The organism is Pseudomonas sp. PA27(2017) (genome assembly GCF_001945445.1).
Taxonomy (GTDB): domain Bacteria; phylum Pseudomonadota; class Gammaproteobacteria; order Pseudomonadales; family Pseudomonadaceae; genus Aquipseudomonas.
Window position 1 is genome coordinate 1 of the sequence record NZ_MSXW01000016.1, and the last position, 24,972, is coordinate 24,972.

Annotated in this window: 26 protein-coding genes; 1 reads left to right on the top strand and 25 read right to left on the bottom strand. The window is 63.4% G+C overall.

What is annotated here, in order from left to right:
- Positions 1-622: 622 nt before the first annotated feature.
- From BVH06_RS08060 to flhA, 14 genes are all read right to left on the bottom strand, one after another.
- Positions 623-1,021 carry a DUF2802 domain-containing protein gene (locus BVH06_RS08060; protein ID WP_027911376.1) on the bottom strand — a complete coding sequence of 133 codons (399 nt, stop codon included), beginning with the start codon at positions 1,019-1,021 and terminating at the stop codon, positions 623-625.
- A gap of 1 nt (position 1,022) precedes the next feature.
- Complete coding sequence (locus BVH06_RS08065; protein WP_013791056.1) at positions 1,023-1,502, bottom strand: chemotaxis protein CheW; 480 nt, start codon at positions 1,500-1,502, stop codon at positions 1,023-1,025.
- An 87-nt stretch (positions 1,503-1,589) separates the two neighbouring features.
- Positions 1,590-2,441, bottom strand: coding sequence for a CheW domain-containing protein (locus BVH06_RS08070; RefSeq protein ID WP_075930645.1), 852 nt, complete (start codon positions 2,439-2,441; stop codon positions 1,590-1,592).
- A 91-nt stretch (positions 2,442-2,532) separates the two neighbouring features.
- Complete coding sequence (locus BVH06_RS08075) at positions 2,533-3,321, bottom strand: ParA family protein (protein ID WP_075930646.1); 789 nt, start codon at positions 3,319-3,321, stop codon at positions 2,533-2,535.
- Between the two features lie 40 nt (positions 3,322-3,361).
- Complete coding sequence (motD, locus tag BVH06_RS08080; RefSeq protein WP_075930647.1) at positions 3,362-4,246, bottom strand: flagellar motor protein MotD; 885 nt, start codon at positions 4,244-4,246, stop codon at positions 3,362-3,364.
- A gap of 2 nt (positions 4,247-4,248) precedes the next feature.
- Positions 4,249-4,989, bottom strand: coding sequence for a flagellar motor protein (locus BVH06_RS08085; protein ID WP_075930648.1), 741 nt, complete (start codon positions 4,987-4,989; stop codon positions 4,249-4,251).
- Positions 4,989-6,116 carry a chemotaxis response regulator protein-glutamate methylesterase gene (locus BVH06_RS08090; protein WP_075933732.1) on the bottom strand — a complete coding sequence of 376 codons (1,128 nt, stop codon included), beginning with the start codon at positions 6,114-6,116 and terminating at the stop codon, positions 4,989-4,991. Before BVH06_RS08090 ends, BVH06_RS08085 begins: the two co-directional genes overlap by 1 nt.
- A 42-nt stretch (positions 6,117-6,158) precedes the next feature.
- The gene (locus BVH06_RS08095; RefSeq protein ID WP_075933733.1) at positions 6,159-8,480 is read right to left on the bottom strand and encodes a chemotaxis protein CheA; all 2,322 of its coding nucleotides are present in this window, start codon (positions 8,478-8,480) and stop codon (positions 6,159-6,161) included.
- Between the two features lie 11 nt (positions 8,481-8,491).
- The gene (locus BVH06_RS08100) at positions 8,492-9,280 is read right to left on the bottom strand and encodes a protein phosphatase CheZ (RefSeq protein WP_075930651.1); all 789 of its coding nucleotides are present in this window, start codon (positions 9,278-9,280) and stop codon (positions 8,492-8,494) included.
- Positions 9,281-9,299: 19 nt separating this feature from the next.
- Positions 9,300-9,674, bottom strand: a complete 375-nt coding sequence (locus BVH06_RS08105) for a chemotaxis response regulator CheY (protein ID WP_170829026.1) — start codon at positions 9,672-9,674, stop codon at positions 9,300-9,302.
- A 201-nt stretch (positions 9,675-9,875) separates the two neighbouring features.
- Entirely contained in the window at positions 9,876-10,619 is a 744-nt protein-coding gene (fliA, locus tag BVH06_RS08110; protein WP_013791047.1) for an RNA polymerase sigma factor FliA, read from the bottom strand.
- Positions 10,616-11,446 (bottom strand): flagellar synthesis regulator FleN, encoded by an 831-nt coding sequence (fleN, locus tag BVH06_RS08115; protein ID WP_177344609.1) that lies wholly within the window; start codon positions 11,444-11,446, stop codon positions 10,616-10,618. Before fleN ends, fliA begins: the two co-directional genes overlap by 4 nt.
- A gap of 97 nt (positions 11,447-11,543) precedes the next feature.
- Complete coding sequence (gene flhF / locus BVH06_RS08120) at positions 11,544-12,851, bottom strand: flagellar biosynthesis protein FlhF (protein ID WP_075933734.1); 1,308 nt, start codon at positions 12,849-12,851, stop codon at positions 11,544-11,546.
- A 15-nt stretch (positions 12,852-12,866) separates the two neighbouring features.
- Positions 12,867-14,975 (bottom strand): flagellar biosynthesis protein FlhA, encoded by a 2,109-nt coding sequence (gene flhA, locus BVH06_RS08125; RefSeq protein WP_075930653.1) that lies wholly within the window; start codon positions 14,973-14,975, stop codon positions 12,867-12,869.
- A gap of 250 nt (positions 14,976-15,225) precedes the next feature.
- On the opposite strand from flhA, the gene sodC reads away from it, so the two are divergent.
- Positions 15,226-15,747, top strand: a complete 522-nt coding sequence (gene sodC, locus BVH06_RS08130; protein ID WP_075933735.1) for a superoxide dismutase family protein — start codon at positions 15,226-15,228, stop codon at positions 15,745-15,747.
- 37 nt (positions 15,748-15,784) lie between these two features.
- Here sodC and flhB read toward each other — a convergent pair whose 3' ends face one another.
- From flhB to BVH06_RS08185, 11 genes are all read right to left on the bottom strand, one after another.
- Positions 15,785-16,921, bottom strand: coding sequence for a flagellar biosynthesis protein FlhB (flhB, locus tag BVH06_RS08135; protein WP_075930655.1), 1,137 nt, complete (start codon positions 16,919-16,921; stop codon positions 15,785-15,787).
- Positions 16,921-17,697: a flagellar biosynthetic protein FliR gene (fliR, locus tag BVH06_RS08140; RefSeq protein ID WP_075933736.1), complete on the bottom strand. Its 777-nt coding sequence runs from the start codon at positions 17,695-17,697 to the stop codon at positions 16,921-16,923. Before fliR ends, flhB begins: the two co-directional genes overlap by 1 nt.
- A gap of 5 nt (positions 17,698-17,702) precedes the next feature.
- Positions 17,703-17,972: a flagellar biosynthesis protein FliQ gene (fliQ, locus tag BVH06_RS08145; RefSeq protein WP_013791040.1), complete on the bottom strand. Its 270-nt coding sequence runs from the start codon at positions 17,970-17,972 to the stop codon at positions 17,703-17,705.
- A gap of 10 nt (positions 17,973-17,982) precedes the next feature.
- Positions 17,983-18,768, bottom strand: coding sequence for a flagellar type III secretion system pore protein FliP (fliP, locus tag BVH06_RS08150; protein WP_075930657.1), 786 nt, complete (start codon positions 18,766-18,768; stop codon positions 17,983-17,985).
- Positions 18,768-19,193, bottom strand: coding sequence for a flagellar biosynthetic protein FliO (gene fliO / locus BVH06_RS08155; protein ID WP_075933737.1), 426 nt, complete (start codon positions 19,191-19,193; stop codon positions 18,768-18,770). Before fliO ends, fliP begins: the two co-directional genes overlap by 1 nt.
- 4 nt (positions 19,194-19,197) lie before the next feature.
- Complete coding sequence (gene fliN / locus BVH06_RS08160; RefSeq protein WP_070886352.1) at positions 19,198-19,668, bottom strand: flagellar motor switch protein FliN; 471 nt, start codon at positions 19,666-19,668, stop codon at positions 19,198-19,200.
- Between the two features lie 62 nt (positions 19,669-19,730).
- On the bottom strand, positions 19,731-20,705 hold the full coding sequence (fliM, locus tag BVH06_RS08165) for a flagellar motor switch protein FliM (protein ID WP_075930659.1): 975 nt from the start codon (positions 20,703-20,705) through the stop codon (positions 19,731-19,733).
- Positions 20,706-20,720: 15 nt separating this feature from the next.
- Positions 20,721-21,245: a flagellar basal body-associated protein FliL gene (gene fliL / locus BVH06_RS08170; RefSeq protein ID WP_075930660.1), complete on the bottom strand. Its 525-nt coding sequence runs from the start codon at positions 21,243-21,245 to the stop codon at positions 20,721-20,723.
- 248 nt (positions 21,246-21,493) lie between these two features.
- On the bottom strand, positions 21,494-22,777 hold the full coding sequence (locus BVH06_RS08175) for a flagellar hook-length control protein FliK (RefSeq protein WP_075933738.1): 1,284 nt from the start codon (positions 22,775-22,777) through the stop codon (positions 21,494-21,496).
- Positions 22,778-22,850: 73 nt separating this feature from the next.
- A complete protein-coding gene (locus BVH06_RS08180) occupies positions 22,851-23,207 on the bottom strand; it encodes an Hpt domain-containing protein (protein WP_075930662.1) in 357 nt (118 codons plus the stop codon).
- A 67-nt stretch (positions 23,208-23,274) separates the two neighbouring features.
- Complete coding sequence (locus BVH06_RS08185; RefSeq protein ID WP_075930663.1) at positions 23,275-24,969, bottom strand: fused response regulator/phosphatase; 1,695 nt, start codon at positions 24,967-24,969, stop codon at positions 23,275-23,277.
- Positions 24,970-24,972 lie beyond the last annotated feature (3 nt).

A 24,972-nucleotide genomic window follows, 5' to 3' on the forward strand; every position in this document is an offset into this window, starting at 1 on the left:
GTGGGCTCAAGCGAACAGAAGCCCTGACCATCCTGGCCCGTAAACTCGCTCGTATCGCCTTTGCGCTGATGCAGAAGCAGGTCGATTACAACCCCGAAAAAGGGGGATCCTTGACATAGAATCTCCCACAGTGATCGCAAGCAACCCAACGCCCGTGTAGGAGCGCCGACCCGGCGCGAAAGGGTTGTGGCCTTGCTGCAAGAGCGGCGTCGTACGCACGATTCGCCGCGGGGTCGCGACTCCCACAATGACCGCGAGCAACCCATCACCTGCGTGGGAGCGCCGACCCGGCGCGAAAGGATTGTGGCCTTGTTGCAAGAGCGGCGTCGTACGCACGATTCGCCGCGGGGTCGCGACTCCCACAATGACCGCGAGCAACCCATCACCTGCGTGGGAGCGCCGACCCGGCGCGAAAGGATTGTGGCCTTGTTGCAAGACCGGCGTCGTACGCACGATTCGCCGCGGGGTCGCGGCTCCCACAATGACCGCGAGCAACCCACCACCTGTGTGGGAGCGCCGACCCGGCGCGAAAGGATTGTGGCCTTGTTGCAAGAGCGGCGTCGTACGCACGATTCGCGGCGAGGTCGCCGCTCCTACGAGATGGCGAGCAACCAGCCGCAGGTTAGGAGCGGCGCGCCTGATGCAGCTTGGCGACCAGTTCCGCTTCGGCCTTGCTGAGGCCGCAGGACTGGGTCAGGTCGTCGGCACTGGCGCCCATGCCGACCAGACGGGCGGCCTGGGTGAAGGACAGGCTGGTGGGGTCGCGTTGTTCGATCTGCGTCAGCTTGTCGGGCAGCGGCGCAACGGTGCGCCGCAACTCGTGCAGTTCCTCGCCCATGCGGATGCTACCCGTCAGATAGGTGTCCAGGCGCTTGCCCAACTCGCGGATACGCTGATCACGCTGGGCATCGCGTTCGGCCTGCAGTTGGCTGGCCAGGCGCAGACGTCCGGCAAGCCAGACGCAAGTGCCCACCAGCCCGGCACAGACCAGGGCAAGAACGATGAGTGCGGCTTCGAGCACTTCAGATGCTCTCCAGCTCCGACCACTCCTCCTCGGTCATCATCTTGTCCAGCTCGACCAGAATGAGCAGCTCGCCGTTCTTGTTGCACACACCCTGGATGAACTTGGCCGACTCGTCGTTACCGACGTTCGGAGCGGTTTCCACCTCGGACTGGCGCAGGTAAACCACTTCGGCCACGCTGTCGACCAGAATGCCCACCACCTGCTTGTCCGCCTCGATGATGACGATGCGGGTGTTGTCGGTGACGTCGGAGGAATCCAGGCCAAAACGCTGGCGCGTGTCGATGACGGTCACCACGTTGCCGCGCAGGTTGATGATCCCCAACACGTAGCTCGGCGCGCCCGGCACCGGGGCGATCTCGGTGTAACGCAGCACTTCCTGCACCTGCATCACGTTGATGCCGTAGGTCTCGTTGTCCAGACGGAACGTGACCCACTGCAGGATCGGATCTTCAGCGCCTTGTGCAGAGCTTTTCTTCATGGCCTAGCCTCGTCATTGACCGCGCGTTGCGGTGCGCGGGAGTCCCGCTATTCAAGTGATCGCACGCTGTAGCGCGTACGAACGTTATCAGTGTATCTGCCCGTTGTGCATGCGCTTGGTAGCGCCGCTGGCGATCAGCTCGGCCAGCGCGGCGACGTCCAGCAGCGCGCACATGTGTTCGATCACGGTTCCTGCCAGCCACGGCCGCTGCGAGCGCTGGCTGCGCCATTTGATTTCGTCCGGGTTAAGGCGGATCGAGCGGCTGACCTGGTGCACCGCCAGCCCCCACTCGTAGCCCTGCACGGAAATCACGTACTGCAGGCCCTGCTTGAAATCATCCCGGTAACGATCGGGCATTACCCAGCGGGCGGTATCGAGCACCTTAAGGTTGCCGGACTGTGATGGCAGTATGCCCAAAAACCAGTCGGGTTGGCCAAACAAAGGTGTCAGATCCTGGCCCGCCAGTGGGTAGATCGAGCCCAGACACACCAGCGGCACCGCCAGGGTCAACCCGGCCACATCGAACAACAGGCATTCGAACGGCTCTTCGGCCCACTCGGGACGGCCGTCGGGCTGGCTGGAGAAAATCTGTGGTGCAGGGCGATGCACGTCGACGACCGGCTCGACCACCGGCGGCATCGGAATGGGTTCGACGACGACCGGCGCAACCGCCTCGGCCACCGGAGCGGCCACCTCGACGACCGGCTCGCTGACCACTTCGGCCACGGCAGGCTGAACCAGGGTCAGCGCCGGCGCTTCGGCGCGCGGCACCAGCTGCGCATCACGTACCTGCTCCTCGAGCACGGCGGCCTCGAAATCATCGAGGGCGCTATCTTCGAGGGTTTGTTCGAGCTCGATGGCGGCATCCTGCAGCAACCCATCGAGGTAGGACTGCAGCGCCAGTTGGGGCCGAGTTGCGGTAGCAGTAGAACGACTCATGAAGGCAACCTGCAGAAGATATCTGTATGAGCTATCGGCCGCTGGGGCGGCAGACTTGAGCCGGTTCGCGCAGAATATTCAGCCGCCATGATCAAGCCACCTGGGAAGCAGGCTGCTGCGCCAGCAAATGCTTGAGCAGCGCACGGTAGGCGATGGTGCCCCGGCTGTTGCCGTCGAACTGCGACGGCGTCAGCCCTGCCCGGCTGGCATCACGAAGGCGCGTATCGACCGGAATGTAGGCCTGCCAGAGCTGCTCGGGGTAAGCATTCTTGAGCAGACGCAGGGTCGACAGCGATGCCTGGGTGCGGCGGTCGAACAGCGTCGGCACGATGGTGTACGGCAGCGCCTGCTTGCGCGAGCGATTGATCATGGTCAGGGTGTTGACCATGCGCTCCAGGCCCTTGACCGCCAGGAACTCGGTCTGCACGGGAATTACCAGCTGCTGGCTGGCCGCCAGCGCATTGACCATCAGCACGCCGAGCAACGGTGGGCTGTCGATCACCGCGTAGTCGAAGTCCTGCCACAGCTGCGCCAGGCTCTTGGCGATCACCAGGCCCAGGCCGCTCTGCCCCGGCGACTGGCGCTCCAGGGTGGCCAGCGCGGTGCTCGACGGCAGCAGGGAAATACGTTCGTGGCTGGTGGGCAGCAGCAGTTGCTTCGGCAAGCCCTCCGGTACACTGCCCTGGTGCTGGAAGAGGTCGAAATTGCTGTTTTCCAGGGTGTCCGGGTCGTGTCCAAAATAACTGGTCATCGAGCCATGGGGGTCGAGATCGACCACCACCACGCGCTTGCCGGCATCGGCCAGCAGACCCGCCAGGGCGATACTGGAAGTGGTCTTACCCACGCCGCCTTTCTGATTGGATACAGCCCACACTCTCATAATCTTCATCCTCCCGGGGACAGGCTATGCCCGGCCGAGACTAGTTGCCCGCTTCACGGACTGGCGACGGGGAATTGACGGCGCCGTTGGCAGGCGTCGGTGCTGCAGGCCCTGTAGCAGGTTGCGTGCCAGCGCGCTGTAGCGCCGCGTCAGGCTGTGCATTGGCGCTTCCCACACCACTAACACTACGCCGTACATCGAGATTGCGCGAGACCACCAGCACAACGCGGCGGTTACGCGCCCTGCCCTCGGCGGTGCCATTGTCGGCCACCGGCTGGAATTCACCATAGCCCACGGCGGCCAGGCGCGAAGGATCGACGCCGTCCATGGCCAACATGCGCACGATGCTCGCCGCACGCGCCGTAGACAGCTCCCAGTTGGTCGGGTATTGCGCCGTCTTGATCGGCTGGTTGTCAGTGAAGCCCTCGACGTGCACTGGGTTGCCATAAGGCGCCAGGATCTTGGCGATTTTTTCGATGATCTCGAACGCCTCGTCGTTGGGCAACGCATCACCGCTGGGAAACAGCAGCCCGGAACTCAGTTCAATCTCGATCCACAGCTCGTTGCCACGCACCTTGAGCTGATCGCTTTGCAGCAGGCCGCCAAAGGCATCGCGGATACTGTCGGCGATGTTCTGCAGGGTGGACGCCGCTATCTGCTGAGGCGATGCCTCGTCGACCATCGAACGATCCGGCTCGGTCGTACGCGGGCGCTCGTCACCCACCGGAATCGGCTTGATCGAGCGATCCGGCTGGTTGAATACGCCGGTGAGGGTTTCCGACAGAATCTTGTACTTGCCTTCGTTGATCGAGGAAATCGAGTACATGACCACGAAAAAGGCGAACAACAGAGTGATGAAATCGGCATAGGAAACCAGCCAGCGCTCGTGGTTCTCATGCTCTTCGTGGCGGCGTCGGCGGGCCATGATCAGCTCATGAAGCCTTGCAGCTTCAGCTCGATGGACCGTGGATTTTCGCCCTCACCGATCGACAGGATGCCTTCCAGAAGCATCTCCCTATACGCCGACTGGCGAAGCGCGACCGATTTGAGCTTGTTACCGATGGGCAGCAACAGCAGGTTGGCGATGGCCACACCGTAGATGGTGGCGACGAATGCCACGGCAATGCCGCTGCCCAGCAGGCTGGGATCGGCCAGGTTGCCCATCACGTGGATCAGCCCCATGACCGCGCCGATGATGCCGATGGTCGGCGCATAGCCGCCCATGCACTCGAAGAACTTGGCAGCCTGAATGTCACGGCTTTCCTGGGTGTAGAGATCCACTTCGAGAATGCTGCGGATGGCCTCGGGCTCGGCGCCATCGACCAGCAGTTGCAGGCCCTTGCGCGCATAGGGATCGGGCTCGCCGTCGGCAACTGCCTCCAGGCCCAGCAGGCCTTCCTTGCGCGCGGTCATGCTCCAGTTCACCACACGGTCGATACCGCCGGGCAGGTCGATCTGCGGCGGCACGAAAATCCAGCGCAGGATGCTCACCGCCCGCTTGAAAACCGCCACGGGCGTCTGCAGCAAGGCCGCTCCCAGGGTTCCGCCGATCACGATCAAGGCCGCCGGGCCATTGAGCAGTGCCGAGGCATGACCGCCTTCCAGGTAGTTGCCGCCAAGAATCGCGACGAACGCCAGAATGACGCCGATCAGGCTCAGCACATCCATCAGAGGCAGGCCTCGACCAGATGGCGACCAATATCATCGAGGGGATAGACCGCGTCGGCCAGATTGGCTTTGACGATGGCCATGGGCATGCCGTAGATCACGCAACTGGCTTCATCCTGGGCCCAGACCTGGCTGCCGCCCTGCTTGAGCAGGCGCGCGCCCTCGCGGCCGTCGGCGCCCATGCCGGTCAGCACCACGGCCAGCACCTTGTCGTTGTACGACTTGGCCGCCGAACCGAAGGTGATGTCCACGCAGGGCTTGTAGTTCAGGCGCTCGTCACCGGGCAGGATGCGGATGGTGCCGCGGCCGTCGATCATCATCTGCTTGCCGCCCGGCGCCAGAATGGCCAGCCCGGGGCGCAGGACATCGCCGTCCTCGGCTTCCTTGACGTTGATCTTGCAGAGCTTGTCCAGACGCTCGGCGAAGGCCTTGGTGAAGGCGGCCGGCATGTGTTGGATGAGCACGATGGGCGTCGGAAAATTGGCCGGCAACTGGGTCAATACACGCTGCAGGGCCACCGGGCCGCCGGTCGAGGTACCGATCGCCACCAGTTTGTAGGCCTTGCGCTTGGGCGCCGCGCTGGACGAAGTCGCATGCCGCTCGGCTGGCGGATGACTAACGCTCGGCTGCGGGCGTGCCGCTGGTGCAGGCGTGCTCGGCGTGCTGGCGGGTCGGCTCAGGCTACCGCCGGCAGGCGACGTCAGGGACGCCGTGCCGATCCCCCGGCGGTTGCTGCGCGAGATGCTGTGAACCTTCTCGCACAGCAACTGCTTGACCTTCTCGGGATTGCGCGAGATGTCTTCGAAGTTCTTCGGCAGAAAGTCCACCGCACCGGCATCCAGGGCGTCCAGGGTGACCCGGGCGCCTTCGTGGGTGAGCGAGGAGAACATCAGAACCGGCGTGGGGCAGCGCTGCATGATGTTGCGCACGGAGGTGATGCCGTCCATGAGCGGCATCTCGTAATCCATGGTGATCACGTCCGGCTTCAGTGCCAGGGCCTGATCGATGGCCTCACGTCCGTTGGTGGCCGTACCGACCACGGTGATGTTGGGATCCGACGAGAGAATTTCCGAAACCCTGCGGCGGAAAAAACCGGAGTCATCGACTACCAGTACCTTGACAACCATAAACACTCCTAAGCGGCACGGCCGTCGCCGTGCCGCGGACGATCAGAGACGCCGTGCGTAGCGCTTGAGCATGCTGGGCACATCGAGGATCAGCGCGATGCGACCATCACCGGTGATGGTCGCGCCGGACATGCCGGGCGTGCCCTGCAGCATCTTGCCCAGTGGCTTGATCACCACCTCTTCCTGGCCAACCAGTTGGTCGACCACGAAGCCGATGCGCTGGTTGCCCACGGTGAGAATCACCACATGCCCTTCACCCTGCTCCTCATGAGCCGCGCTGCTCACCAGCCAGCGCTTGAGGTAGAACAGCGGTAGCGCCTTGTCGCGCACGATCACCACTTCCTGGCCATCGACCACGTTGGTACGCGACAGATCGAGGTGGAAGATCTCGTTGACGTTGACCAGCGGGAAGGCGAACGCCTGGTTGCCCAGCATCACCATCAGCGTCGGCATGATCGCGAGAGTCAGTGGCACCTTGATGACGATCTTCGAGCCCTGGCCCTTCTGGGAGAACACGTTGACCGTACCGTTGAGCTGGGAAATCTTGGTCTTCACCACGTCCATGCCCACGCCGCGGCCGGACACGTCGGAAATCTCGGTCTTGGTCGAGAAGCCGGGCGCGAAGATCAGGTTGTAGCATTCCAGATCGGTCAGGCGATCGGCCGCGTCCTTGTCCAACAGGCCTTTTTCCACGGCCTTGCTGCGCAGCACGTCGGCATCCATGCCCTTGCCGTCATCGGTGATCATCAGCAGGATGTGGTCGCCTTCCTGCTCGGCGGACAGCACCACGCGGCCGGTACGCGACTTGCCGGCCGCCTCGCGCTCGTCCGGGCTTTCCACGCCGTGGTCGACGGCGTTGCGCACCAAGTGCACCAACGGGTCGGCCAGGGCCTCGACCAGGTTCTTGTCCAGGTCGGTCTCTTCACCGACCAGCTCCAGGTTGATCTCCTTCTTGAGCTGGCGAGCCAGGTCGCGAACCAGACGCGGGAAACGCCCGAAGACCTTCTTGATCGGCTGCATGCGGGTCTTCATGACCGAGGTCTGCAGATCGGCGGTGACCACATCGAGGTTCGATACGGCCTTGGACATGGCCTCGTCGCCGCTGTTGAGCCCCAGGCGCACCAGACGGTTACGCACCAGCACCAGCTCGCCGACCATGTTCATGATCTCGTCCAGGCGAGCCGTGTCGACCCGAACGGTGGTTTCCGCCTCGCTGGCCGGCGCGGCAGCCGCCGCTGGTGCCGGTGCCGGCTTGCTGGCTTCCGCCTTGGCGGCAACAGGAGCTGGCTTGCTGGGTTCTGGCTTGGCTACGGGCGCTGGCGCTGCCTTGGCCGGCTCGGCCTTGGCAGCAGGCGGCGCGGCCTTGGCTGGCTCGGCCTTGGCAGCAGGCGGCGCGGCCTTGGCTGGCTCGGGAGCAGGAGCCGGTTTGGCAGCAGGTGCAGCAGCGGCTGCCGGAGCTACGGCCGGGGCGACGAACTGGCCCTTGCCATGCAACTGATCGAGCAGTGCTTCGAATTCGTCGTCGGTGATCTCGTCGCCCGGCGTTGCCGTCGCAACAGGCTCCGCAGCCGGCGCTGCCACCGGTGCAGCAGCGGCCGCGACGGCGGGTGCGGCGAACTGGCCTTTGCCATGCAGCTGATCGAGCAGCGCTTCGAATTCGTCGTCGGTGATTTCATCGCCCGGCGCCGCCGCAGCGGCAGGCTCGGCAGCCGGGGTGGCTACCGGCGCGGTCGCCGGCGCAGCGAACTGGCCCTTGCCATGCAGCTGATCGAGCAGCGACTCGAATTCGTCATCGGTAATTTCGTCTGTCGTGGCGCTGGCTGGCGCCGGCGATTCGTCGCCCAGGGCATCGAGCAATTGCTCGAATTCGCTGTCAGAGATATCTGCTGAAGGCTCGACCGCTGCAGCTACGGGTTCTGCAGGAGCCGGTTGCGGCTCGGCCGCCGCAGCGGGCGCGGCCTCTGGCTCGGCGCCACCCGGCTCGGCCAGGCGCGAGAGCGCAGCCAGCAGCTCCGCAGAGGCAGGCGTCAGCTCCACACGCTCGCGCACCTCGGCGAACATGCCGTTGACGGCGTCCAGTGCTTCGAGCACGACGTCCATCAGCTCGGAATCCACACGACGCTCGCCCTTGCGCAGGATGTCGAACACGTTTTCGGCAATATGGCAGCACTCCACCAGCTCATTGAGCTGCAGGAAGCCGGCACCACCTTTTACCGTGTGAAACCCTCGAAAAATTGCGTTGAGCAGGTTCATATCGTCCGGGCGGCTTTCCAGCTCCACCAACTGCTCGGACAACTGCTCGAGAATTTCGCCGGCCTCTACCAGGAAATCCTGGAGGATTTCTTCATCGGCGCCGAAGCTCATATGACGTGCTCCTAAAAACCCAGACTGGACAGCAAATCGTCGACGTCGTCTTGGTTGGAGGCGACATCATCACGCTTATCGGCATGAATCTGCGGACCTTCACCGCGGGACGGATTTTTTTCTTTGTTTTGCTCGGCACGCAACTCTTCGTGGTTGTGATCGATACCCGCGAAGCGATCGACCTGGCTGGCCATCAGCACCAGTTTGAGGAGATTGCTTTCGACCTCGGTCACCAGCTGGGTGACGCGCTTGATCACCTGACCAGTCAGATCCTGATAATCCTGCGCCAGCAGAATATCGTTGAGATGACCCGACAGCTTGCTGGTGTCACGCTGGCTGCGCGCCAGGAACAGCTCGATACGCTTGGCCAGCTCGCGGAACGCGTCGGCGCTCATCTCGCGGCGCATGAAGCGCCCCCAGTCCTCGGCGAGCGAATCGGCTTCGCTGCTCAGGTCATTGACCAGCGGCGCACTCTGCTCGACCAGGTCCATGGTGCGGTTGGCCGCACGCTCGGTCATGGTCACCACATAGTTCAGGCGCTCGGTGGCATCGGAGATCTGCGAGATTTCCTTGGCGTGCGGTACCCGCGGGTCGAGCTGAAAGTTGACGATCGCGTTGTGCAGCTCACGGGTGAGCTTGCCGACTTCGAGGTAAAGCCCCCGGTCGCGCGCCTTGTTCAGTTCGTTGATCAGCTGTACGGCTTCGCCAAAGTTGCCCTGTTCGAGGCTGTCGACCAGTTGGCGGGCATTGCTTTTCAGGGTCGACTCGAGGTCAACCTCGTTAGATTCATGGTGTTCCATAACAACCTCGCGGCAGACATCAGCCGTTGACTCGCTCGAAGATTTTCTCGATCTTTTCCTTGAGCACCTGAGCGGTGAACGGCTTGACTACATAGCCATTCACACCGGCTTGCGCGGCCTCGATGATCTGATCGCGTTTGGCTTCCGCCGTGACCATCAGCACCGGCAGGTGCTTGAGTCGCTCGTCGGCGCGCACGGCGCGCAACAGGTCGATGCCCGTCATGCCCGGCATGTTCCAATCGGTTACCAGAAAATCGAAGCTGCCGCTCTGCAGCATCGGCAACGCAGTCGTGCCGTCATCGGCCTCGGCCGTGTTGGTGAACCCCAGATCACGCAAGAGGTTCTTGATGATCCGTCGCATCGTCGAGAAATCATCGACGATGAGGATTTTCATGTTCTTGTCCAAGTCGACCTCCGTACAGTCCTAAAACGCCTGCAACAACGTGCAGCGCTTATTAATCGTGAAACCGGCCTGGCAGAACGCCGCAAACCATTGCGCTCGGCTTTGCTGCGTTCACTGTGTGTCCAGCGCCCTGCTAATCCTGCAATCTACTGCAAGGGCTGGCTCGACCAACTCCAGCCCCTGAACAATTTCCTAAGCGCGCCACTCCCCCAACCGCGCCCGTAAGCGCGCGGCACACTGACTGTGCAGTTGGCTGACCCGCGACTCACTCACCCCCAGTACCTCGCCGATTTCCTTGAGATTCAACTCCTCGTCGTAATACAGCGACAACACCAGCCGTTCACGCTCCGGCAGATTACTGATGGCATCGGCCAGCGCGGCCTGGAAACGATTGTCTTCCAGCTCATGCGAAGGCCCGTGATGCAGGGAACTCGTGTCTTCCTGCAGACCGCCGTTTTCGCCTTCCTGCAAGAGGTCGTCGAAACTGAACAGGCGGCTGCCCAAAGTGTCGCCAAGAATGCCGTAGTAATCTTCGAGACTCAATTGGAGTTCGGCAGCAACCTCGTGATCTTTAGCGTCGCGACCGGTTCTGGCCTCAATTTTTCGTATTGCATCGCTGACCATGCGGCTATTGCGGTGTACCGAGCGCGGCGCCCAGTCACCCTTGCGCACTTCGTCGAGCATGGCGCCGCGAATACGAATGCCCGCAAAGGTCTCGAAACTGGCGCCCTTGCCGGCATCGTACTTACGCGATGCTTCGAGCAGGCCGATCATGCCGGCCTGGATCAGGTCGTCGACCTGCACGTTGGCGGGCAGACGGGCCAGCAGGTGGTAGGCGATGCGTTTTACCAGCGGCGCGTGGCGCTCGATCAACTGATGCTGTGAATCTCGTGCTTGTGCCTTGCTGTACATTCGGAGTCCAGAGGCTGTCGTCATACAGCCGTGTCTGCAGTCGGTTGATGCACCAGGCGCTCCACGAAAAACTCCAGATGGCCACGCGGGTTGGCCGGCAAGGGCCATGCATCGACCTTCTGGGCAATCGCCTTGAACGCCAGCGCGCACTTCGAACGAGGGAACGCCTCATACACCGCACGTTGTTTCTGTACGGCCTTGCGAACCGACTCGTCGTAGGGCACCGCGCCGACATACTGCAGCGCAACATCCAGAAAACGGTCGGTCACCTTGGTCAGCTTAGCAAACAGATTGCGGCCTTCCTGTGGGCTGTGCGCCATGTTGGCGAGCACACGGAAACGGTTCATGCCGTGGTCGCGATTGAGCAGCTTGATCAGCGCGTAGGCATCGGTGATGGAGGTCGGTTCGTCGCACACCACCACCAGCACTTCCTGGGCAGCACGCACGAAGCTGACCACCGAGTCGCCGATACCGGCAGCGGTGTCGACGATCAATACGTCGAGGTTGTCGCTGATGTCGCTGAAGGCCTGGATTAGGCCGGCGTGCTGCATGGGCGTGAGCTGCACCATGGCCTGGGTGCCCGAAGCGGCGGGCACGATGCGAATGCCACCGGGGCCCTGCAGGACCACGTCACGCAGATCGCATTGGCCGTCGATGACGTCGGCCAGGGTACGTTTGGCGGTCAGGCCGAGCAGCACGTCGACGTTGGCCAGGCCCAGGTCGGCATCCATGAGCATGACGCGCCGACCGAGATCGGCGAGCGCCAGTGACAAGTTCACCGACACATTGGTCTTGCCAACGCCGCCTTTGCCGCCAGTCACCGCGATCACCTGTACGGGATGCATACCCATCTTATCTACACACCTTATCTAAACTTCGCTGTGGGCCCTGGAGCCATTGTGCGCTGTCGCGGCGAGCACGACCAGCGCTTCGCCACACTCAACCCGTTCAACCGGCCTGCCTGGCCGGGTTCTGATAAAGCCCGGCGAACATATCGGCCATCGTATCTTCACTCGGCTCGTCCGGCGCCTGCAGGCCAACGGCGCGACTGACCAGTTGGTGACTGCGCGGCACGTGGACATCATCCGGAATGCGCGGGCCATCTGCCAGGTAGGCTACCGGCAGACGGTGGCCAATAGCCAGACCCAATACCTCGCCCATGCTGGCGGCTTCATCCAGTTTACTCAGAATGCAGCCGGCCAGCCCACAGCGCTTGTAGCTGTGATAGGCCGCCTTGAGCACCTGCGCCTGGCTGGTAGCGGCCAGCACCAGGTAGTTGCGTGCGTTGATGCCACGACTGGCCAGCGCTTCGAGCTGCATGCGCAGCGCCGGATCATTGGCCGGCAGGCCGGCAGTATCGATCAGCACCACGCGCTTGCGGGCCAGCGGTGCGAGCGCCTGGGTCAGCGATTGCCCGGGGTCGACCTGGGTCACCGAGACGCCAAGAATCCGTCCCAGGGTCTTGAGCTGCTCCTGGGCACCGATGCGGTAGCTGTCCATGCTCACCAGGGCGATGCTGGCAGCGCCGTACTTGAGTACATAGCGCGCGGCCAGCTTGGCCAGGGTGGTGGTCTTGCCCATGCCCGCCGGGCCGACCAGGGCGATCACGCCGCCCTCTTCCATCGGCTCCTGCTTGGGGGTCTGGATCGAATGCGCGAGATGCGCCAGGACCATGCGCCAGGCCTGGCGCTGATCGGCGATCGACGCCACGCGCTCGAGCAGCGTGCGCGCCAGCTCGGCGGGCAGCCCCATGCGCTGCAGGCGACGCCACAAGGTGGCTTGCTGCGGGCGACGAGCCTGCATCTGCCCCCAGGCCATCGAGCCCATCTGCATTTCGATCAGCTCACGCAGGCCATGCAGTTCGGAACGCATGGAATCCAGCGCCGACTGGTCGACCGAGGCCGCAGCCGGTTTCTGCTGCTGACGCTGCAGCACCGCATCCAGGCTGTCGGCCGGCGGCGTGCCAGGCGCAGCGCCAAACAGCTGACGATCCTTGCCGGCATCGAGCTGGTTGCGCGTGCTCAGCTCGGCATGAGCCGAGGCGATGCGCGACTGGGTCTTGCGCAGCTCGGCTTCCAGCGCCGGGTTGGCCTGGCGCGCCGGAACCGGCGGAGCCTGATAATCGAGCGCAGCCGTCAATTCCACACCACCGGCCACACGGCGGTTGGCGATGATGGTCGCATCGGCGCCCAGCTCATCGCGAACCAGCTTCATGGCTTGGCGCATATCGGCAGCGAAAAAGCGTTTGACCTGCATGGCCCGTACCCTCGATTAGTTCTGCCCCACCGTCGCAACGATGGTGACCTGCTTGTTGTCCGGAATTTCCTGGTACGCCAGAACATGCATGCTCGGGACGGCCAACCGGGCGAAACGCGAGAGCATTCCCCGAACCGGCCCGGCTGCCAGCAGAATCACCGGCTTGCCAAGCATCTCCTGACGCTGCGCTGCTTCCACCAGGGAACGCTGCAGCTTCTCGGCCATGCCAGGTTCGAGGAGGATGCCATCCTCGGAGCCCTGACCGGCCTTCTGAAGACTATTTAGCAATATCTGTTCCAACCTTGGCTCAAGGGTGATCACAGGCAGCTCCGGCTCTAGTCCCACGATGTTTTGCACGATTGCCCGGGACAGCGCCACACGAACTGCCGCGACCATGGCGGCGGGATCTTGACTCCTTGGTGCGACGTTGGCGATGGCTTCGGCGATGGTGCGAATGTCGCGCACCGGCACCTGCTCCTGCAGCAGCGCCTGCAGCACCTTGAGCAGGGTCGACAGGGAAATCAGCCCGGGCACCAGCTCTTCGGCGAGCTTTGGCGAGCTTTTCGCCAGCAATTGCATCAGTTGCTGGACTTCCTCGTGGCCCAGCAGCTCGTGGGCGTGCTTGTGCAGGATCTGATTGAGGTGCGTGGCCACCACGGTGCTGGCGTCCACCACGGTGTAGCCGAGCGATTGCGCCTGGTCGCGCTGGCCCGGATCGATCCACACGGCTTCGAGGCCGAACGCCGGATCTCTGGCGGCCACCCCATTCAGAGTGCCGAACACCTGGCCAGGGTTGATCGCCAGCTCGCGATCTGGGTAGACCTCGGCTTCGGCGACGCTGACGCCCATCAGCGTCAGGCGATAAGCGTTAGGCTGCAGATCCAGGTTGTCGCGGATATGCACCGACGGCATCAGGAAACCCATTTCCTGGGAAAGCTTCTTGCGTACGCCCTTGATACGCGCCAGCAACTGGCCACCCTGATTGCGGTCGACCAGTGGGATCAGCCGGTAGCCGACTTCCAGACCGACCATGTCCACCGGCACCACATCGTCCCAGCCCAGCTCCTTGACCTCCTGAGCGCGTTGGGCTGGCAGCAGCTCCTGCTGGCGCTGCACTTCGATGACTTCGGCTTCTTTGACCTTGCGCTGCTTGTTGGCGATCCAGTAGGCCGCGCCAGCCGCCACCAGCCCGAGGCTGATGAACGACATGTGCGGCATGCCAGGCACCAGGCCCATGGCGATCATGATGGCGGCGGATACGGCCAGGGCACGCGGCGAGGCGAACATCTGGCGGTTGACCTGGGCACCCATGTCCTCGGCGCTGGATACGCGCGTCACCATGATCGCGGCAGCGGTGGACAGCAGCAGCGACGGGATCTGCGCGACCAGGCCGTCACCGATGGTCAGCAGGGTGTAGATGCGCCCGGCATCGCCGAAACTCAGGCCGTGCTGCAGCATGCCGATGGCCATGCCGCCGATGAGGTTGATGAACAGGATCAGCAGGCCGGCGACGGCGTCACCGCGTACGAACTTGCTGGCACCGTCCATGGAGCCATAGAAGTCGGCTTCCTGGGCCACTTCGCTACGGCGCTTCTTGGCTTCCACTTGATCGATCAGGCCGGCATTGAGGTCGGCGTCGATGGCCATCTGCTTGCCGGGCATGGCGTCCAGGGTGAAGCGTGCGCTCACCTCGGAAATACGCCCGGCACCCTTGGTGACGACCACGAAGTTGATGATCATGAGGATCGCGAACACCACGATACCGACCACGTAGTTGCCGCCGATCACCACCTCACCAAAGGCCTGGATCACCTTACCCGCGGCGTCGTGACCGTCCTGGCCGTGCAGCAGCACCACTCGGGTGGAGGCCACGTTGAGGGCCAGGCGCAGCAGCGTCGCGGCCAGCAGGATGGTCGGGAACACGGCAAAATCCAGCGGCCGCAGTGCATAGATCGCCACCAGCAGCACGACGATGGACAGCGCGATACTGAAGGTGAACAGCACGTCGAGCAGGAACGGCGGGATCGGCAGCATGACCATGGCGAGCATGACCAGCAACAGCAGCGGAATGCCGAGATTGCCGTGACGCAGCCCCGAGAGGTTGCTGCGAACGTCGCCAATCATCTGTGCTCGATTTAGTGCCACGTGGGTACCCCGACTGATTCAATCTTTTGACGTCCAGGACGTCTCTGCAGCCGGTATTGCAAGAACCTTTCCAACTCTTCGAAAGCCGCGAAACAGAAGGCGGCAAGGCTGATTCCTATGGTAGGCCGAGGCACTGGCGGGACGAAAACACGAACCCCGCCGGCAAAAGCCCAGTCACAGCCTGTGAACGATGGCTTCGGCCAGACCAGTCCCCACCAAGGAGAGCACCATGAAACGTTGGATGATGGCCGCATTGGCCAGTTGCTGCGCGGCCAGCCTGCATGCCGCCGACAAAACCGTCGAACTCAATGCCGTGGACGCCAATGGCGTCGGCAGTTCGGTCGGCAAAGTGGTGATCAGCCAGAGCCCCTACGGCGTGGTGTTCACCCCGGAGCTGCACGATCTGGAGCCAGGCGTGCATGGCTTCCATGTGCACGGCAAACCCAGCTGCGACCCGGCACCCAAGGATGGCAAACCATCGGCTGCCGAAGCCGCTGGCGGCCACTGGGATCCGAAAAATACCGGCAAGCACGGCCTGCCCTGGGGCGAAGGCCATCTGGGCGACCTCCCCGCTTTGCTGGTGACCGCCGACGGCAAGGCCAACCAGCCCGTGCTGGCGCCGCGCATCAAGAGCGTGGATGAACTCAAGGATCTGTCGCTGATGGTTCACGCCGGTGGCGACAACCACGCCGATCATCCCAAGCCACTGGGCGGCGGCGGCGCACGCGTGGCCTGCGGCGTCATCGAGTAACTGACGGTGGCGCAGCCCTCAAACGGGCTGCGCCGCATCATTGGTCGCGACGTAAATCAGGCGGAATGGGCAGGTCCTTCAATGGCGCAGGCCGCTTGCCCTTGCCCGCCTGGTACTGGCGAATCTGGTAGACGTAGGCCAGCACCTGGGCGACGGCGAGGTAAAGGCCGGCGGGAATTTCCTGATCGAGTTCGGTGGTGTGGTAGATCGAGCGCGCCAGCGCTGGCGACTCCAGCAGCAGCACATTGTGCTCGGCGGCGATCTCGCGAATCTTCAGCGCGGTGAAATCGCTGCCCTTGGCCAGCAGCATGGGCGCCTGCCCGGTTTCCGGATCGTATTTCAGGGCCACGGCAAAGTGCGTCGGGTTGGTGATCACCACGTCGGCCTGCGGCACTGCCTGCATCATGCGCCGCTGGGTCATCTCGTGCTGGAGCTGGCGAATACGCTGTTTGACCTCGGGCTTGCCCTCGCTGTCCTTGTATTCGTCCCTGACCTCCTGCTTGGTCATCATCAGCTTCTGCTTGTTATCCCAGAGCTGGAACGGCACATCCACGGCGGCGATGAAAATCAACCCAAGGGACATCCATAGCGCACTCCATCCGACCACCTGCGCCGAGTGCATGATGGCCGATTCGATCGGCTCGTTGGCGATCGCCAACAAATCGTCGCGATCCATGGACAACACCACCAGCGCCACCAACAGAATGACGATGAACTTCGCCAGGGCCTTGAGCAGCTCGATCAAGGCCTTCATCGAGAACATGCGTTTGAGCCCGGCCAGAGGGTTCATGCGGCTGAACTTGGGCGCCATGGCCTTGGCCGAGAACAGCCAGCCGCCCAGAGCGATCGGCCCGACGATGGACATCACCAGCAGCACGATCAACAGCGGCAGCAGCGCTTCCAGCGCCAGTTGCCCGGAGGCGGCCAACCATAGCGCCATGTTGCGCTCATCCATGAGGATCTCGCGCGGCAGGGCGAAGTTGCCGCGCATGATTTCCAGCATGGCATTGCCGATCGAGCCGCCAGTGGCCAGCAGCCCGCCGGTGCCCGCCAGCATGATGGCGAAGGTATTGAGTTCGCGCGAACGCGCAATCTGGCCCTTTTCACGAGATTCCCGGCGGCGTTTCTCCGTGGGTTCCTCGCTCTTGTCGGCACCGCTTTCCGACTCGGCCATCAGCCAGCCCTCGCCAGTTCACGCAACATGATCAGCGCCTCGCTCGCGATAGCCTGATAGTGCGACAGGATGTCAGCCAGAGAAATCCACACGATCACCATGCCCAGCACCAGGGTGAGCGGAAAACCGATGGAGAAGATGTTCAACTGCGGCGCCGCGCGGGTCATCACGCCAAACGCGATATTGACCACCAACAGCGCGGTGACCGCCGGCAACACCAGGATCAGTGCGGCGCCCATCACCCAACCGAGCTTGGTGGCGATTTCCCAGTAATGTTCGATCTGCAGGCCGGAACCCGGCGGCATGGTCAAGAAGCTCTCGGCCAGCACTTCGAACACCACCAGATGCCCGTTCATGGCCAGGAACAGCAAGGTCACCAGCATGGTGAAATACTGGCCGATCACAGGCACCGAAATGCCGTTGGCCGGGTCGACCATGGAGGCGAACCCCAGGCCCATCTGCATCGCCAGGATCTGCCCGGCGACCACGAAGATGTGGAAGAACAGTTGCAGTACGAAACCGAGCATCACGCCGATGAGGATTTCCTGGGCGATCAGCATGAAGGCCTGCAGGCTGATCGAGTCGACCAGCGGCATCGGTGGCAGGGTGGGCACCAGCACCACGCTGATCGCCAGCGCCAGGTACAGTCGCACCCGTGTTGGCACCAGTTGCGTGCCAATGATCGGCATCACCATCAGCAGCGCGGCGATGCGAAACAACGGCAGCACGAAACTGCTGACCCAGCTGCCGATCTGCGCATCGCTCAGCTCGAACATCGGGCTTAGCCGATCAGCTGCGGAATGTTCATGATCAGGTTCTGCGTGTATTCCATCAGTTGCTGCACCATCCACGGCCCGGCAACGATCAGGGTCAGCAGCATCACCAGCAGGCGCGGCAGAAAGCTCAGGGTCTGTTCGTTGATCTGCGTGGCAGCCTGGAACATCGCCACCAGCAGGCCCACCAATAGGCTGGGCATGACCAGCAGCCCGACCATCAGGGAGATCAGCCAGAGCCCTTCGCGGAACAGATCGACAGCAACTTCAGGGGTCATGTGAGCCTCGCTACAAGGTGCCGAAACTGCTGGCCAGGGTGCCCATGATCAGCGCCCAGCCGTCGATCAGCACGAACAGCATGATCTTGAACGGCAGCGAAATGATCAGCGGCGACAGCATCATCATGCCCATGGCCATGAGAATACTGGCCACCACCATGTCGATGATCAGGAACGGAATGAAGATCATGAAACCGATCTGGAAGGCGGTCTTGAGCTCCGAGGTCACGAAGGCCGGCACCAGGATGGTCAGCGGCGCCGCTTCCGGGGTGGCGATATCGGTGCGCTTGGACAGGCGCACGAACAGCTCCAGATCGCTTTCACGGGTTTGCGCCAGCATGAAGTTCTTGATCGGCACCTCGGCCCGCTCGATCGCCTGTTGCGCCGGCAACTGCTGATTCAGATAGGGCTGCAGGGCCTCGCGGTTAATCTGGTCGAACACCGGCGCCATGATGAACATGGTCAGGAACAGCGCCAGGCCGATGAGGATCTGGTTGGAGGGCGTCTGCTGCAAGCCCATCGCCTGACGCAGGATAGAGAACACGATGATGATGCGCGTGAAGCTGGTCATCAGCATGAGGAACGCCGGGATGAAACTCAGCGCCGTCATGATCAGCAGGATCTGCAGGCTGACCGAGTATTCCTGCTGGCCCTCGGCGTCGGTGCTCAGAGTGATCGCCGGAATCGACAGCGGATTGCTGCCCTGCTGAATCAGCGGGATGGGTGAAGGCGGCTCCTGAGCGAAGGCCAGCGAGGCTCCTAGCGCGAACACCAGCACAAGCAGAAGTCGCAACATCAGGACTTGTCCTTCTGATCCTTGCCCAGCAGCTCCATGAGGCGCTGGGAGAACTCCGTGGAAGCCGGTTCGGCGTCGGCCAGGTGAACCGGCTCGCCCATCACGTGCAGTGAGTTGATGCGCCCGGGCGTAAGGCCGAGCAGGATCTGCTCGTTGCCGACTTGCACAAGCACCAGCCTGTCGCGCGGGCTCAAGGCCTGGGTGGCGACGATCTTGATCACCTTGCCGTTGTTGGGGCCCAGGCGCTGCACGCGGCGCATCATCCACGCGAGCAGGAAGATCAGGCCAATAACCAGCAGTAGGCCGATCACCAACTGGACCAGTTGGCCGGCGACGCCGCCACTGGCGGCAGGCGCCTGGGCAGCTGGTTCGGCGGCGAAGGCGAAGCACGGCAGTGCCAGGAGTGCGAGCAGGAGTCTGTTCATGGCGTCAGCGCAGCTTCTTGATGCGTTCGCTGGGGCTGATCACGTCGGTCAGGCGAATGCCGAACTTCTCGTTGACCACCACCACTTCGCCATGGGCGATCAGGGTGCCGTTGACCAGCACGTCGAGCGGCTCGCCCGCCAGACGATCGAGTTCGATCACCGAACCCTGATTGAGCTGCAGCAGGTTGCGAATGGTGATGTCGGCATTGCCCACTTCCATGGAAATGGACACCGGGATATCGAGGATCACATCGAGGTTCGGCCCTTCCAGGCTGACCGGGTTGCTGGCCTTGGGCATGCTGCCGAACTCTTCCATCGGCGCGCGCGGGGCTGCCGGCTGGCTGGCTGCACTGGCGGCCAGCATCGCATCGATATCGTCCTGCCCGCCTGCGTCGCCGGACTCGGACAGCGCAGCCGCCCACTCATCGGCGAGCGCCTGTTCCTCGGGGCTGGTTTGTTCGTTCTCGTCTGCCATCGTTGGACCTCGGCTGGCGTTTATCGGTTTGGCCGCGCGCCCGGCGCGGCAGATGATTGGGGCTAGCGGTGCTGGCGATCCACGGGATCGAGCACCTGCAGCGACAGGTTGCCCTTGTGCGAGCCGAGCTTGACCTTGAACGACGGCACGCCGTTGGCGCGCAGGATCATGTGCTCGGGCAGTTCGACGGGAATCACGTCACCGGGCTGCATGTGCAGGATGTCGCGCACCTTCAGCTGACGCCGCGCCACGGTGGCGCTCAGCGGCACGCTGACGTCGAGGATGTCTTCGCGCAGGGCCTTGACCCAGCGCTCGTCCTGATCGTCCACGTCGGACTGAAAGCCGGCGTCGAGCATCTCGCGGATCGGCTCGATCATGGCGTAAGGCATGGTCACGTGCAGGTCGCCGCCGCCGCCGTCCAGTTCGATATGGAAGGTCGATACCACGATCACTTCGCTGGGGCTGACGATATTGGCCAGCGCCGGGTTGACCTCCGAGCCCACGTACTCGAAGTTGATGTCCATCACCGCCGCCCAGGCTTCGCGCAGGTCGACGAACGCCTGATCGAGCACCATACGCACCACGCGCAGCTCGGTGGGGGTGAATTCGCGGCCTTCGATCTTGGCGTGGCGGCCATCGCCACCGAAGAAATTGTCGACCAGCTTGAACACCAGCTTGGCATCGAGAATGAACAGCCCGGTGCCGCGCAACGGCTTCATCTTCACCAGGTTGAGGCTGGTGGGCACGTACAGCGAGTGTACGTATTCGCCAAATTTCATGACCTGCACGCCACCGACCGCTACATCGGCCGAGCGGCGCAGCAGGTTGAACATGCTGATGCGGGTGTAGCGCGCGAAACGCTCGTTGATCATTTCCAGCGTGGGCATGCGCCCGCGCACGATGCGATCCTGGCTGGTCAGGTCGTATTGCTTGACGCTACCGGGCTCGACGAATTCCTCGGTTTCCACCAGGCCGTCATCGACGCCGTGCAACAGCGCATCGATCTCGTCCTGGGACAGCAGGTCTTGTACGGCCATCAGTGAACTCCCGCCCTATTGCAACACGAGGTTGGTGAACAGCACCTGCTCGACCGTCACCTTGCCGGTCTCCTTCTCGGCCAGTTGCTGCACGCTGGCGGTCGCCTGCTGGCGCAGCATTTCCTTGCCGACCGGGGTGATCAGAGTGGCGAAGTCCTGGCTGGAGAACAGCATGACCAGGTTGTTGCGCAGCACCGGCATGTGCACCTTGAGCGCGTCCAGGGCAGCCTGGTCGCGGGTCATCAGCGCCACGCTGACCTGCATGTAGCGCGCCCTGCCGTTCTGCGTGAAGTTGACCACGAAGGCCGGCGTCAGCTCTTCATAGATCGCCGGCTGTTTGGTCGGCGCGGCGTTCTCGGCCTGCTCATGCTCGGCTTCCGGCTTGGCGCTGTCCTTGCTCAGAAAGAACCAGGTGCCACCGATCGACGCCCCCACGGCCAGCAACAATGCCAGCACGATCGCGATGATGAGCTTGAGCTTGCCAGGCGGCTTGCTGCCTGCTTCGGCAGCAGCGGCGGGTGGCGCGTTCTTCTTTGCCATGCCAAAAATCCGTCACGGAGCGGAGAACCCTCCGCTTTCAATAGGTTAAGAGCAAGTGTTATGCCAGCTCATAGACGCGGCTGCAATCACCGAGCGCGCCATGGTACGCGAAAGCGTGGTGCCTGACCCGCGGCGTTGAAAGCCAATCACCCCGCGCGACGGATCGAGCGGGGTGATTGGAAGTCTAGAACAGCAAGCGCAAAGCGCAGTCGCTTCAGCACTGCGCGGGCTGCGTCTTGAACGCGGCGTCAGGCGTAATAATCGACCATGCCGCGCCCAGCGCCCTGGGCCGGGTCGCGGATCTCGATACTGCCGATCACCCGCTCCTCGCTTTCGCCACCCGCCCCGCCTTCGTCCGCCATGCGGCTACCGCGGCCACGACCATCACCCTCCTGGCCTTGCCACGCACGCCCCTGGGACTGGTCGGAAACGTTCACGTCAGCCAGGTTCATGCCCTGCTGGGTGAACATCTCGCGCAAACGGTGCACCTGGCCTTCCAGCGCCTCGCGTACGCTTGGGTGCGCACTGGCGAAGCTGATCTGGGTCTGGTCCTGGTTCAGGCTGATGCGCACATCGAGGCGTCCGAGTTCAGCGGGGTCGAGTTGAATCTCCGCGGACTTGAGGTTCTGGCTGGACATCCACATCACCTTGTCCACGACCCCTTCGCTGAAGCCGGCCTGTTGCATGGCCAGCGGCTGGCCAGGCACCACGGGAACCCGACCAACCTGCGAGGCCTGCTGGCCAATCGCCTGGCTCAGCGCACTGAGCTTGCTGACGAACTGCTCCGGCGCAGTGTCGGCCGAACTCTCCTTGAGCGCCTCGAGCGCTTCGCTACTGAGCTCGAAGGACGGTAGCGGGGTCACGTCGCTCTGCCCACCTTCCATGGTGTCCGCCTTCATGCCCATGGCTGCCATGGCACTGGCGAATGCCTGGCCGCTGCTGGCCGACGACGAGGCGGCGGCACCACCAGGGGTGGCTGTCGACTGCGCAGCGGCCTTTTCCTGAGCGCCGACGTCGAGCGCCAGCTTCACCGCTGGCTGCTGATTGAGTGCGTCGATTTCCGGGTCGAAGCTCGCCTCGGTCATGCTCGCAGGCGCGGAGCCGATCAGGCTGGTCGAGGCTGCAGCCGCTGCGGCGGCCTCGGGATCGACCTCACCCTCGCCTTCGCCCACCTCGACTTGCGGCTCTGGCTGGAACAGGCCCAGCAGCATCAGCGGGTCAACGGCGCCTTCCTCGAGCGTCGACTCTTCAGGCAAATCCTTGCCGCTATCGGCAACCGCCGGCTCGGCGGCAGCAGCGGATGCCGGATCGCTGGCGCATGCCTGGGGGTCGGCCTTGGCGTCGCGCGCCGCCTTCGCGGCGTCGTCCTGGCGCTCGGCAGCTTTCGCCTGACGCTCCTTGGCGTAGACCTGCGAGAAGCTGGAAGCCTCTTGCTTGCGCGGCTGCGCGGTGCTCTGCGTATTGGTTGCCGGTGCGGCCTTGGGCTTGGCAGCCGGCGCCGAGGTCAGCAACAGATCAGGGGCAACGGGCATGAATGCTCTCCGCTTGAATAATGACGTATGCCCTCTTCAAGCAAGGGACGGGCCAACATTCAAGAAAAGCAGGCTAGCTGGCCGGAAAGCGCTGCCGTTCGGATTTCAGCAGGATACGCACGATGGCGAATTCGCGCTCGATACGCTCGACCAGGGGCGCCGACTCGGCCAGGTCACCACGGCGGGCCAGCTCTTCGAGATCCCGGCAGGAATCGGCCAGCACCTTGGCGCCCATGTTGCTGCAACTGCCCTTGAAGCTGTGCGCCGCGCGGCGCATGGCCTGAGCATCCTGATCGTGCTCGGCGGTTTGCAGCAGGCGCAGACGCTCCTCGGAATCGGTCACGAAGGTATCCAGCAGCACCGGATACTCGTCCTCCATGATGTCCTGCAGCGTGTTCAGTACATCGCGATCCAGATGATTGTCGGACACCCTAGACTCCAGGCCAGCCTCGAACGGCGGTTCGCCGTCGCGTGCGCGGCACGCGAATGCAGGCGGATTATGCCTGCGTGGTCCAGGAAAACTCCACACTGACCCGACGTCCGTCAGGCGACCATTCGCAGCGCTCGCTGAGTTCCTGAATCAGGCCCATACCGCGCCCGCTGAAACCACCGGCGGTACGCTGCCGCGCCATCACGGCAGCAGGATCGAAGCCTGCGCCATTATCTTCGACGGTCAGGGTCAGGCACCCGCCGCTTGCCTGCTGACGCACATCGAACACTACGCTGACGCGGCCGTCCTGCTGGGCATCGAGCCGCTCGGCGCGCAGCCGGTAGTACTCGGCAAAGCCGGCCGCGTCACGCTTGAGCGAGGAATCGAGCGCCAGCACGCCATGCTCGAGCGCATTGGTGTACAGCTCGCACAATACGCTGTAGAGGTTACCGCCATTGCCACGCAGCCCCGGCACTTCGAGCAGCAGTTGCAGCAGGTGCGGCAAGGGGTAGAAATCACGCAGGGTGGCGCCCCGAAAATCATAACGCGCCGACCAATTCTCCGGCCCGGCCTGGGATTCACTCGCCGGCAGCGGCGGCCGGACGACTGCGTCCTCCTCGATCATGGTCACTTCGACCAGGCTGACGTCGTCACGCGCTTCGCCATGAAAGGCCTGCAGGGCCTGCTGAATATCGGCGAACAGCCGCGAAGGCTCGCGGCTGGCATCGAGCACATCGAGCAGGCGCTGCTCGCCGAACAGTTCGTCGCGCTCGTTCTGCGCCTCGAGTACGCCATCGGAAAGCAGGAAGACCCGGTCACCGAGCTCGAGCGAGTAGGACTCGTAATCGTCGCGAAAGCTGTCCGGATCGAGCACGCCCAGCGGCAGGTGGCGCGACACCAGTGGCACCCGCTCGCCGCCCTGGCGCAGCACGTAACCGGCCGGCAAGCCGCCGCCCCAGAAATCGACCATACGCCTGCGGAAGCTGATGTTCAGCAGCGTGGCACAGCAAAACACGCCGCGCGGCAGGATACGGCGCAGCTTGGCGTTGCCCTCGTGGAGAATCTCCACCAGCGAGTGCCCCTTGCCGGTCATGCGGTAGAAGACTTCGGCCAGCGGCATGGCGCCGATCGCCGCCGGCAGGCCATGGCCGGTGAAGTCGCCGAGCAGTACGTGCATATCGCCGCTGGGGTGGAAGGCGGCCAGCAACAGGTCACCATTGAACAGCGCGTACGGCGATTGCAGGTAACGCACGTTGCCGGAGCCCAGGCAACCGGAGTGGGCCACCTTGTCGAAAACCGCCTTGGCGACCAGCTGTTCGTTCTGCAGGTGCTCGTTGTGCCGGGCGATCTGGTCGCGCTGGCGCAGCACTTCCTGATGCAAGCGGCGCAAGCGGTCCATGGCGTTGATCTTGGCTTCGAGAATCACCCGGCTATAGGGCTTGGCGAGAAAGTCGTCGCCGCCTGCCTCCAGGCAGCTGACCAATGCCTCATCCTCGCTCAGGGAAGTCAGGAAGATGATCGGCACCATGGTTTCACCGGCCATGGCCTTGATGCGCCTGGCGGCCTCGAAACCGTCCATCACCGGCATCAGCGCGTCCATCAGCACCAACTGCGGGCGCTGCGATTCGAACAGCGCCACCGCCTCCAGGCCATTGGCGGCAGCGAGCACCCGGTGCCCCTGGCGACCAACGATGGTCGACAGCAGCATGCGGTCGGTGGCGCTGTCCTCGGCGATCAGGACGGTGAGGGATGAGGCGTTCATCGC